This is a genomic window from Pseudomonas sp. BTN1, assembly GCF_001907715.1.
GTDB classification, from domain to species: Bacteria; Pseudomonadota; Gammaproteobacteria; order Pseudomonadales; family Pseudomonadaceae; genus Aquipseudomonas; species Aquipseudomonas paracarnis.
Genome location: NZ_MPBM01000018.1, coordinates 1 through 11,218, shown reverse-complemented (window position 1 = coordinate 11,218; position 11,218 = coordinate 1). Strand labels below are relative to the sequence as shown.

Genomic DNA, 11,218 nt, shown 5'->3' with positions numbered 1-11,218 from the left:
ACAAGGGAATTGCCCGGGGCTCCGCCTCCAGGCCTTGTAGTATAGGGGGTCTACGGATGTGGCAAGTTGTCACGGCGAAAAATGTGCATAAATCGCAGGCAATAAAAAACGCCCAGCTCCGTGAGGAGGCTGGGCGTTTTTGTGGAACGTAAAGCGAATTAACGCTTCGAGTACTGCGGACGCTTACGCGCTTTACGCAGACCGACTTTCTTACGTTCAACTTCACGAGCATCGCGAGTCACGAAGCCAGCTTTGCGCAGAGCGCCACGCAGGGTTTCGTCGTACTGCATCAGAGCGCGAGTGATACCGTGGCGGATTGCGCCAGCTTGACCACTTACACCGCCACCGATAACGGTGACGTAGATGTCGAACTTTTCAACGGTCTCGGTCAATTCCAGCGGCTGACGAACTACCATGCGGGCAGTTTCGCGACCGAAGAAGTTGTCCAGGGAGCGGTTGTTGATCGAGATGTTACCAGTGCCCGGACGCAGGAAAACGCGTGCGGTTGCGGTTTTGCGACGGCCAGTGCCGTAATTTTGAGTCGCCGACATAATGAACTATTCCGTTAAAACTTCAGTTCTTGGGGCTGCTGAGCAGCATGAGGGTGTACAGCGCCCGCATAGACTTTCAGCTTGCGAAACATATCGCGACCCAGTGGGCCCTTAGGCAGCATGCCTTTGACCGCGATTTCGATCGGGGCTTCAGGCTTCTTGGCAATCAGGCCTTCGAAGTTGGAAGACTTGATACCGCCTGGGAAACCGGAGTGACGGTAGTACATTTTGTCGCTTGCTTTGTTGCCGGTTACACGAACCTGCTCAGCGTTGATGATGACGATGTAGTCGCCGGTATCAACGTGCGGGGTGTATTCAGGCTTGTGCTTGCCACGCAGACGGCTGGCGACTTCAGTGGCCAGACGACCCAGGGTCTGACCAGCGGCGTCGACGACAAACCAGTCGCGCTGAACTGTTTCCGGTTTTGCAGTAAAAGTTGTCATTCTTTAATAGCCTCAGGGGCCGCCTGTAAATTTAGACGGCGGATCTTACTGAATAGTGCGTACTTTGACAAGGTCAAAGGCAGCCGGATACAGACGCTATCGGGGGCTCGGGTCGGCGCGTCCGTTCAACGGCAAGATTCTTCGGCAGGCGGCGCATCACTTCCACTGCAGAAAGAGGTGGGCAATTATGCAGATTGCGAAAAAAAATTCAACCTGCTTTTATGATTGTTTTACCCCGAAGGAGTACCCGATGGATTACCGACAGCTGGGCCGCACCGATCTGAATGTCAGCGCGATCGCGTTGGGCACCATGACCTGGGGCGAGCAGAACAGCGAGGCAGAGGCCTACGCGCAGATCGAAAGGGCCAAGGCCGCGGGGATCAACTTCCTCGACACCGCAGAAATGTACCCGGTGCCGCCCAAGGCCGACACCTACGCCACCACCGAGCGCTACATCGGCAACTACTTCAAAAGCCGTGGCGACCGCGCCGACTGGATTCTCGCCAGCAAGATCGCCGGCCCCGGCAACACCATCGACTATATCCGCGATGGCCACCTGCGCCACAACCGCAAGCACATCGCCGCAGCCCTGGACGCCAGCCTCAAGCGCCTGCAGACCGACTGGATCGACCTCTACCAACTGCATTGGCCGGAGCGCAGCACCAACTTCTTCGGCCAGTTGAGCTACAAGCACAAGGACGAAGACGACCTCACCCCACTGGAGGAAACGCTCGAAGCCCTGGATGAACAGGTAAAGGCCGGCAAGATCCGCCACATTGGCCTGTCCAACGAAACGCCGTGGGGCGCCATGAAGTTCCTCGCCCTGGCCGAAGCCCGCGGCTGGCCGCGCGCCGTGTCGATCCAGAACCCCTACAACCTGCTCAACCGCAGTTTTGAAGTGGGCCTGGCGGAGGTTGCCATTCGTGAACAGTGCGGCTTGTTGGCCTATTCGCCTTTGGCGTTCGGCATGCTCAGTGGCAAGTACGAAAATGGCGCTCGCCCGGCCAAGGCGCGCCTGACCGAGTACAGCCGCTTCAGCCGCTACTTCAACCCGCAATCGGAAGCGGCGTGCAGCCGGTATGTGGCTCTTGCGCGGGAACATGGCCTAGACCCGGCGCAGATGGCGCTGGCGTTTGTGACGCAGCAACCGTTTGTGACCAGCAATATTATTGGGGCCACATCGCTGGAACAACTGGACAGCAACATCGCCAGTGCCGACATGAAATTATCGAAAGAAGTGTTGGAAGGGATTGAGGCGATTCAGAAGGATCATCCAAACCCAGCACCTTGATTGATCCGCACTGATCGTTCCCACGCTCTGCGTGGGAATGCCGCCTTGGACGCTCTGCGTCCGCTTTCAGAGTCGTGACGCGGAGCGTCACATGAGGCGTTCCCACGCGGAGCGTGGGAACGATCAATCAAGAGCACCTAACAATCAAAGTGCCCGCGCAATGATCTCCTTCATGATCTCATTGGTCCCCGCATAAATGCGCTGCACCCGCGCATCCGCCCAGGCCCGGGCAATCGGGTATTCCCACATGAAGCCGTAGCCGCCATGCAACTGCACGCACTCATCGAGCACCTTGCACTGCAGGTCGGTGGCCCAGTACTTGGCCATCGCCGCCGTGGGCACGTCCAGCTTGCCTTCCAGATGCAAGGCCATGCACTGGTCGACAAACACACGGCCAATCTGAATCTCGGTGGCCATCTCCGCCAGCTTGAACCGGGTGTTCTGGAAGTCGGCGATCGCCTTGCCGAACGCCTTGCGCTCACGGGTGTAGTCCAGGGTCCACTGCAACGCCGCTTCGGCTGAGGACAGCGCGCCAATCGCCACGGTCAGGCGTTCTTGCGGCAACTCTTGCATCAGGTAGGCAAAGCCCATGCCCGCCTGGCCCAGCAGATTTTCCTTGGGCACGCGCACATCCTGGAAGAACAGCTCCGAGGTGTCCTGGGCCTTCATGCCAACTTTCTCCAGGCGCTTACCTTTGTCGAAGCCCGGCGTGTCGGCTTCCACCAGGAACAGACTGGTACCCTTGGCGCCAGCCTTGGGGTCGGTCTTGGCGACGACAATCACCAGATCGGCCAGGTAACCGTTGGTGATAAAGGTCTTGGAGCCGTTGATCACATACTCGTCACCGTCCAGCACTGCGCTGGTCTTGATCCCTTGCAGGTCGGAACCGGCGCCCGGCTCGGTCATGGCAATGGCTGTGACCCTCTCTCCGGAGATCAACTGGGGCAGGTACTTGTGCTTCAGCGCTTCACTGCCGTAATGCAGGATGTAGGGCGCGACGATATCCGAATGCAGGGAAAAACCGATGCCGGTCAAACCCAGGCGGCTGACTTCTTCGATCACCACCGCGCTATAGAGAAAGTCCGCGCCCAGCCCGCCATACTCCTCTGGCAGGTGGGAACACAACATGCCCGCCTCCCCCGCCTGGTTCCACAAGTTACGGTCGATATAGCCCTGCTTTTCCCATTGCCCATGGAAGGGCACGGCATGCTTTTCGAGGAAAGTGCGTACGCTCTCACGGAAGAGTTCGTGCTCCGAGCTGAACAAGGTTCTGGGGATCATGGGTCACCTGCGTGGATTGTCGGACAAGGACGAGCCCACAGAGCCTATGCCCCGAAGGCGTCACGGGACACTGGACACATGCGACAAAAAATAAGACGATCCAGCCGTCTGGTGACCACTTTCCCCTATAAGAATAAATGAAATTATGTCTAACCAAATCTCCACGCCGTTGCGGCGCGTCAGCATTTTGGCCATTGATCGGGTATTCGCTTCAACCCTCATGCAAGCCAAGGATTTCTTCCATCTCGCCAGCCTGCGCCATGGCAAACAGCAAGGGCTGGGCCTGACCCCAGGGTTCGAAACGCGCCTGGTCAGCCCCGACGGCCAGTCCGTGCGCAGCTTCAGCGATGTGATCATGCCAGTGGACGGCGGCCTCGAAGACGCCGACATCATTGTGCTGCCGGCCTTCTGGGACGACTTCGATGCCCTGTGCTCCCGCTACCCGCAAGTGCTGCCGTGGCTGCGCGAACAGCACGCCCGCGGCGCCGTACTCTGCGGCGAGGCCACCGGGGTGTTCTGGCTGGCCGAAGCCGGGCTGCTCGATGGCAAGGAGGCGACCACCTACTGGCGCTTCTTCAATGCCTTCAGCGAGCGCTTCCCCAAGGTGCAACTCAACCAGGACAAGCACCTCACGGATGCCGATAACCTGTACTGCGCCGGCGGCACCACGTCGGCCTGCGACCTTTATATCTACCTGATCGAACGCTTCTGCGGCGCCAACATCGCCCAGGCGGTGGCCCGCGACATTCTCTATGAGGTGCAGCGCAACTATTCACCGGGGCGGATCGGGTTTGGCGGGCAGAAGCTGCATCAGGACGTGATCATCCTGCAGATCCAGCACTGGCTTGAAGAGCACTTTGCCGACAAATTCCGCTTTGAAGACGTCGCCCGGGAACACGGCATGAGCATCCGCAACTTCATGCGCCGATTCCAGACCGCCACCGGTGACAAGCCGCTGCATTACCTGCAGCGCCTACGCATCGAAACGGCCAAGGGCTTGCTCTCGGGCAGCCGCAAGAGCATCAAGACCATCAGCTACGAGGTGGGTTACGACGATGCGAGTTTCTTTGCGCGGTTGTTCAGGCAGCACACGGAGTTGTCGCCGAACCAGTACAGGCAGCAATTCCAGCAAGCCGCCTGAGCTCAGACCAACACAAACCATTGTGGGAGCTGGCTTGCCTGCGATGACGGTGTATCAGCCAGCCTATAGTTGGCTGATACACCCCCATCGCGGGCAAGCCCGGCTCCCACATTAGCTCTCCATTGAGCTGGAGATTGCTTAAGGCTTGTGGCCGCGCGACAGGAACTCGTGGGACTGCATTTCCAGCAGGCGACTCAAGGTGCGCTGGAATTCGAAGTTCAAGCGACCACCGGTATAGAGATCCTTGAGTTCGACTTCCGCCGAGATGATCAGCTTGACGTTACGGTCGTAGAACTCATCGACCATGTTGATGAACCGTCGGGCGATATCGTCGGTGGTCACGCCCATCTGTTCCACACCACTCAAGATCACGGCGTGAAAGATCTTGCCCAGCTCGATGTAATCGTTCTGGCTGCGTGGCCCATCGCACAGTTGGCGGAACTCGAACCAGGCCACGTCATCGCAGGTGCGCAGCGCGATGATTTCGCGGTTCTCGATCATCAGCTTGTCGTTTTCCACCGCTTGCGTGCATTCCGGCGTCAGCGCACGGAAGCTTTTCTTCAGGCTTTCGTGCGCCGCTTCGTTGAGCGGGAAGTGGAACAGCTCGGCTTGCTCCAGATGACGCAAGCGGTAGTCGACGCCGCTGTCGACGTTGACGATATCGGTGTTCTGCTTGATCAGCGCAATGGCCGGCAGGAAGCGTGCACGTTGCAGGCCGTCCTTGTACAGGCCATCGGGCACGATGTTCGACGTGGCCACCAAGGTCACACCGTTCTTGAACAGTTCTTCCATCAGGGTGCCAAGGATCATGGCGTCGGTGATGTCGGAGACGAAGAATTCATCGAAGCAGATCACCCGGGCCTCTTGGGCGAAACGCTTGGCGATGATGGTCAGCGGGTTTTTCTCGCCCGGCAGGGTCTTCATCTCTTCGTGCACGCGCTTCATGAAGCGGTGGAAGTGCGTACGCACTTTTTCCTTGAACGGCAGCGCTTCAAAGAAGGTGTCTACCAGGTAAGTCTTGCCCCGACCCACGCCGCCCCAGAAATACAGGCCCTTGACCGGCGTGTGGTCTTTCTTGCCAAACAGCTTGCTGAACATCCCTGGCTTGCTTTGCGACGCGGCCACGAGGTCCTCGTACAGGCGCTGCAAATGACGCACGGCATTTTCCTGGGCCGCGTCGTGGAAGAACTCGGGGCGTTTCAGATCAGCTTGATATCGTTCTAGGGGCGTCATAATTTCGTTAGCAAGGCAACAAAAACGGGCCGACACTGTAACGACGGCCCTGGATAATGGCAATCAACCCTTGGTCGGGTTAATCCTCGATTGGGGTCAACGCAACGCGCAAGGCTTCGATGGCCGCGTCACGCGATGCTTGATCGGCATACTCGGCACTGTCAGCGACTGCGGCGCCGTCCAGCCATACGCTGAAGCCCAGGGCCTCGGCGCGTACGTCCAGCGCATCACCACTTTGCAGTTGCTTGGTCACCGCGCCGGCTGCTTTGCCATCGGCAAAGTTGCGCGACAGCAGCAGTTGCTCGCCATCAGCGGCCAGCAGGCGGAAGCGGAAGCTGCCGTCAGTTTCACGGAAGCTCACAAACCGCGCAGCCTTCGCTGCTTTTTTCTTGGTGGCGACCGGCGCCGCCGCCTGGTTGACGAACGAACGCAGGCCCACCGCTTCACGCAGCTCGGCCAGGAACGGTGCCGCCACGGCACGGGCTTTTTTCGCGCCGACCTGCAGCAGGTCTTCCATGTCCGATGGGCGCGACATCAGTTGGTGGTAACGCTCGCGCGCTTCGCCGAGCTGGCCGTCGAGCAGTTGGAACAGACGGTTCTTTGCCTCGCCCCAGCCCAGGCCTTCTAGCAACTGACCACGGAATTCGGCTTCCTGGGCCTTGGTCGCGAACGCCTGGTAAAGGGTGAACAGGTGCGAATTGTCCGGATCCTTGGGTTCGCCTGGCGCGCGGGAGTCGGTGACGATCCGCGAGATCGCGTCCTTCATGTCCTTGGCGCTGGTGAACAACGGGATGGTGTTGTCGTAGCTCTTGGACATCTTGCGGCCATCCAGGCCCGGCAAGGTGGCCACGCTTTCTTCGATCAGCGCCTCGGGCATGGTGAAGAATTCTTTACCGTTGCCGAACAGGTGGTTGAAACGCTGGCCGATGTCGCGGGCCATTTCCACGTGCTGGATCTGATCGCGGCCCACCGGCACCTTGTGCGCGTTGAACATCAGGATGTCCGCGGCCATCAGCACCGGGTAGCTGTACAGGCCCATGCTGATGCCCGCATCCGGGTCTTCGCCGTTCTCCACGTTCTTGTCCACCGAGGCCTTGTAGGCATGGGCGCGGTTGAGCAGGCCCTTGGCGGCAACGCAGGTCAGCAGCCAGGTCAGCTCGGGAATTTCCGGGATGTCCGACTGGCGGTAGAAGGTCACCCGGTTCACATCCAGGCCACCGGCCAGCCAGGTCGCGGCGATTTCCATACGCGAGCGCTGGATGCGCTGCGGGTCATCGCATTTGATCAGGGCGTGGTAGTCGGCCAGGAAGTAGAAGGAATCGGCATTCGCGTCTTCGCTGGCGAGGATCGCCGGGCGAATCGCACCGGCGTAGTTGCCCAGGTGCGGCGTGCCGGTGGTGGTGATGCCGGTGAGGATACGGGTACGGGTCGTCATGGGTGATCGCTTGTCATCAATTCGAAAGGCGTGGCAGCACCAGATCCTTGAGATCGGTCAGCTTGCCGTGAAAAAAGTGTCCGCATTCTGCCACTTTCAGCAACTCATGGGGGCGTTTGAGGGCGGCGGACCAGTCGTACACCAACTGCGGGTCAACCACTTCGTCGCTTTCCGGTTGGATCAGGGTCAACGGGCAGCCCAGCGGTAACGCGTCGGTATCGCGCAGGCGCATCACCGCAGCGGCGATCATGAACAGGTGTGCGAGCTTTTCGCCCTTGGCTTCCAAACGCCCGCCGAGACTGGCAGCCACGTAACCGCCGAAGGAAAAACCCAGCAAGGTGATTGGCAGGTCCGGGTGCTTTTCCCGCAGCCAGGTGGCGGCCGCTTCAGCGTCGTCGACCTCACCGGTGGCCATATCGTGAGTACCGGCACTGGCACCCACGCCCCGGTAATTGAAACGCAAAGTAATCAAACCCGCATCGCGGGCAGTGCGTTGCAGGGTCGAGACGACTTTATTGAGCATGGTGCCACCCTGCACCGGGTTAGGGTGGCAAACCAGCGCCAGGCCACGTGGTTCGGGGTGATCCAGGTACAGGGCTTCCAATTGGCCCACCGGGCCATCGATCAAAACGGGGGTTTCACGCATGAGCAAGGATGAACTCCGTGACCTCTCAAGGGGTCGACTCGTCTAGCTAAAAGTCTGTGCATGGCATCATTGCGAGCTTAATCGCGGTATACAGCGCAGGTTTGAGCCGTTAACGTAAAGCAAAGCCGTTTATAGAGGAAGGACTCGTGGAACACTCGCTCTTAGTTTGGTTGTTGCCGACTCTTGCCCTGGTTGCCGGTGTCGCCATTGGTTTCCTGGTTGCCCGCCTGCTGCCGAATGCCGCGCCTAACCGCACGCAGCGTCAGCTGGATGACATTCAGGAACGTTTTGACAGTTATCAGAACGAGGTTGTTACCCACTTCAACAGCACCGCGACCCTGGTCAAGAAGCTCACCCAGAGCTACCAGGAAGTACAGGATCACCTCGCCGATGGCGCTAACCGCCTGGCCCTCGACGACATCACCCGCCAGCGCCTGCTGGCCGCGCTGCATTCCGATGCACCGCAAACCCCACGGGAACGCCTGACCCCGCCTCGGGAAAACCAGGAGCCACCACGGGACTACGCGCCAAAGACGCCGAACGCTCCAGGCATGTTGGATGAGCATTACGGCTTGAAGAAGTAAGTCATCTTCGGGCAATAAAAAAGCCCGGCTGATCGATGATCAGCCGGGCTTTTTGTTGCCTCATTTCCATGCCAACGCAGATCCAATGTGGGAGCGGGCTTGCTCGCGAATGCGCAGTGTCAGTCACTGAGGTTTTGATTGATACACCGCATTCGCGAGCAAGCCCGCTCCCACATTTTTGACCGCGTTTGAGCCTTAAGACACAGGCTGTTCCTGCAACCGCCCACCGTCGATGCGCACATGCCGCCCATGGAAACGCTTTAGGCTGCTGCGGTGGCCGACGCTGACGATGCTCAACCCCGGCAACTGATCGATCAACGCCTGGTACAAGGTTGCTTCGTCTTCTTCATCCATGGCCGAGGTTGCCTCATCCATGTACAGCCATCGCGGTGCAAACAACAGCGCACGGGCAAAGGCCAGGCGCTGTTGCTCACCCGGCGAGAGCATGCGTTGCCAGTGGTTGGCTTCATCCAGGCGATTGACCAGGTGCGGCAGGCGGCAAGTCTCCAGGACCTGTGCATAACGTTCTGCCGGATAGACGCTGTCGTCCTGTGGATAACTCAACACGGCCTTGAGCGTACCAATCGGCAAGTAAGGCTTCTGTGGCAGGAACAGATAGCGCGTCGCCGGTAAGCGAATGCTGCCATGACCGGCGGGCCACAGATGCCCCATCGCCCGCAGCAAAGTGCTCTTGCCGCTGCCGGAACGCCCGCTGAGCATGACGCGCTCGCCAGGCTCCACGGTCATGTCAGCATCGGTGAGCAGGTGACGGCCGTCGGCCAGGTCCATGCCCAGGTCCTTGATCACCAGGCACTCGCCTTCAGGGCGCACGTCGATCGCCGGCGTACGCTGCTCGTTGTCGCTCATGGCTTGCTGGAAACTCAGCAGACGGTCGCTGGTGGCGCGCCATGTCGCCAGCTCCGAATAGGCGTTGATAAACCAGCTGAAGTTCTCTTGCACGTTGCCGAACGCCGAGTTGATTTGCATCAGCTCGCCCAGCTCGATCTTGCCGGTGAAATAGCGCGGCGCGGCGACGATAAAGGGGAAGATGATTGCGATCTGGCTGTAGCCGGCGGTGAAAAAGGTCAGGCGCTTGGACACTTTCATGATGTCCCAGAAGTTCTGCCAGACTTTGCCGAAGCGGGTGCTCAGGCGCTGCCTTTCATTCGGCTCGCCGTTGTACAGGGCGATACTTTCGACATTCTCACGCACCCGCACCATGGAAAAACGCAGGTCCGCTTCAAAGCGTTGTTGCTGGTTGCTCAGGCCAATCAAGCGCCGGCCGATCAGGTGCGTCAGCCAACTGCCCACGGCGGCGTACAGCAACGCACACCAGAACATGTAGCCGGGAATGGTGATGCCGAACACTTCGATGCTGCCCGAGACACCCCACAGGATGATCGAGAATGACACCAGGCTGACCACGTTACGCAGCAACCCAAGGCCCAGGCTCAAGGTACCGGACGTGAAGTTGTTGAGGTCTTCGGAAATCCGCTGGTCCGGGTTATCGGTGTAGCCGCCCTGCTCCAGCTGGTAGTAATTCTTGTGGGCCAGCCAACGGCTGAAGTGTTTTTCGGTGAGCCAGGCGCGCCAGCGGATCGTCAGCATCTGGGTCAGGTAAAGGCGGTATACCGCGCCGAGTATCGCCACCGCCGCGATCCCGCCGAAATAGCCGATCAACTGCCAGAAGGCCGCGTTGTCCTTCTTCTCCAGGGCGTTGTAGAAGTCTTTGTACCAGTGGTTGATCCACACGGAGATCGCCACGCTGAACAGCGACAGGCCAATCACTGCTGCCAGCAGCAGCCAGGCCCTGCCCTTCTCTTCACTGCGCCAATAGGGTGTGATCATCGCCCAGGTTCGGCGGAAGAATTGCCCACGCACCGCATCGTTGACCGCGCGGTATTCAGCGTTCTTATTCATCGCTGTGGCCTTGTAAGAAAATGTGACGGGCGTTTGAACAGATCATAGACGATCGGTTCAGCGCTCTGCCCGACCTGAAGCAGATTGTTCAGTCAGCGTTCAGCGCCAGTTCAGCGGTACTGCAGCCAATCGCGTAAGACACAACAGCAATTGGTCATAGGGAAAAAAACGGAGGCATTATCGCGAGGTGGTTTTACGTGGCTACCGTTGTCGTCCCCGCCGCCGGCAAAAGTGTTGCAAACAGCCAAAAAATGCAGAAGTGGGACAAAGGTCCTACCTCATAGAGTAAAAATTCAGGAACCTTACTAGCGGCACAGACCACACAGCAGGCAACTGACATCCCACTAAAACGCCTGGCCTTCTCTAATGCAAACGACCCTTTCCCCCGTTACCACCTACCGCCAGCCAACTCAGCCAGCGCTACCTTCCGATAGCAACGATCATCAGAAAGTAACGACACCTCAGCGCCATAGACGTGCAATCGATTCCAGTCCACCTCAAAAACAGGAACTAGTGAAGGAGACCGTGCCAGACTCAGGCAATGGATATACTCAAATCACTGTTAACCCTGATCCGGGCAAAAGCGTCGGGATGGAGCAGAAAGCCCCCGCGACCGTCGACCTTGGCCCAAACACTAGCGTCGACCCAGTCACACAAAAGATAAGCGACGACCTCAAAAGCGTTCAACAAGAA

At 58.9% G+C, this 11,218-nt stretch carries 10 protein-coding genes; 3 read left to right on the top strand and 7 right to left on the bottom strand.

Annotated elements, in window-relative coordinates; all coding sequences use genetic code 11:
* Positions 1-158: 158 nt before the first annotated feature.
* Both rpsI and rplM read right to left on the bottom strand, forming a co-directional pair.
* Positions 159-551, bottom strand: coding sequence for a 30S ribosomal protein S9 (rpsI, locus tag BMH52_RS06880; protein WP_002555064.1), 393 nt, complete (start codon positions 549-551; stop codon positions 159-161).
* Positions 552-565: 14 nt separating this feature from the next.
* Positions 566-994 (bottom strand): 50S ribosomal protein L13, encoded by a 429-nt coding sequence (gene rplM, locus BMH52_RS06875; RefSeq protein WP_003188508.1) that lies wholly within the window; start codon positions 992-994, stop codon positions 566-568.
* A gap of 250 nt (positions 995-1,244) precedes the next feature.
* On the opposite strand from rplM, the gene BMH52_RS06870 reads away from it, so the two are divergent.
* Positions 1,245-2,285: an NADP(H)-dependent aldo-keto reductase gene (locus BMH52_RS06870; RefSeq protein WP_073843257.1), complete on the top strand. Its 1,041-nt coding sequence runs from the start codon at positions 1,245-1,247 to the stop codon at positions 2,283-2,285.
* 144 nt (positions 2,286-2,429) lie between these two features.
* On the opposite strand, the gene BMH52_RS06865 is transcribed toward BMH52_RS06870, so the two are convergent.
* Complete coding sequence (locus BMH52_RS06865) at positions 2,430-3,566, bottom strand: acyl-CoA dehydrogenase family protein (protein WP_073843254.1); 1,137 nt, start codon at positions 3,564-3,566, stop codon at positions 2,430-2,432.
* A gap of 220 nt (positions 3,567-3,786) precedes the next feature.
* Here BMH52_RS06865 and BMH52_RS06860 point away from each other — a divergent pair, with 220 nt between their 5' ends.
* Positions 3,787-4,707 carry a GlxA family transcriptional regulator gene (locus BMH52_RS06860; RefSeq protein WP_169918830.1) on the top strand — a complete coding sequence of 307 codons (921 nt, stop codon included), beginning with the start codon at positions 3,787-3,789 and terminating at the stop codon, positions 4,705-4,707.
* 138 nt (positions 4,708-4,845) lie between these two features.
* Here BMH52_RS06860 and zapE read toward each other — a convergent pair whose 3' ends face one another.
* The 3 genes from zapE to BMH52_RS06845 all read right to left on the bottom strand — a co-directional run bounded on the left by zapE (position 4,846) and on the right by BMH52_RS06845 (position 8,021).
* Entirely contained in the window at positions 4,846-5,940 is a 1,095-nt protein-coding gene (zapE, locus tag BMH52_RS06855; RefSeq protein WP_014716907.1) for a cell division protein ZapE, read from the bottom strand.
* A gap of 79 nt (positions 5,941-6,019) precedes the next feature.
* Positions 6,020-7,375, bottom strand: a complete 1,356-nt coding sequence (locus BMH52_RS06850) for a tryptophan--tRNA ligase (RefSeq protein WP_014716906.1) — start codon at positions 7,373-7,375, stop codon at positions 6,020-6,022.
* Between the two features lie 16 nt (positions 7,376-7,391).
* Positions 7,392-8,021, bottom strand: a complete 630-nt coding sequence (locus BMH52_RS06845; protein ID WP_073843252.1) for an alpha/beta hydrolase — start codon at positions 8,019-8,021, stop codon at positions 7,392-7,394.
* 146 nt (positions 8,022-8,167) lie between these two features.
* On the opposite strand from BMH52_RS06845, the gene BMH52_RS06840 reads away from it, so the two are divergent.
* Positions 8,168-8,605, top strand: coding sequence for a YhcB family protein (locus BMH52_RS06840; RefSeq protein ID WP_003171734.1), 438 nt, complete (start codon positions 8,168-8,170; stop codon positions 8,603-8,605).
* A 195-nt stretch (positions 8,606-8,800) separates the two neighbouring features.
* Here BMH52_RS06840 and BMH52_RS06835 read toward each other — a convergent pair whose 3' ends face one another.
* Positions 8,801-10,525: an ABC transporter ATP-binding protein/permease gene (locus BMH52_RS06835; RefSeq protein WP_073843250.1), complete on the bottom strand. Its 1,725-nt coding sequence runs from the start codon at positions 10,523-10,525 to the stop codon at positions 8,801-8,803.
* Positions 10,526-11,218 lie beyond the last annotated feature (693 nt).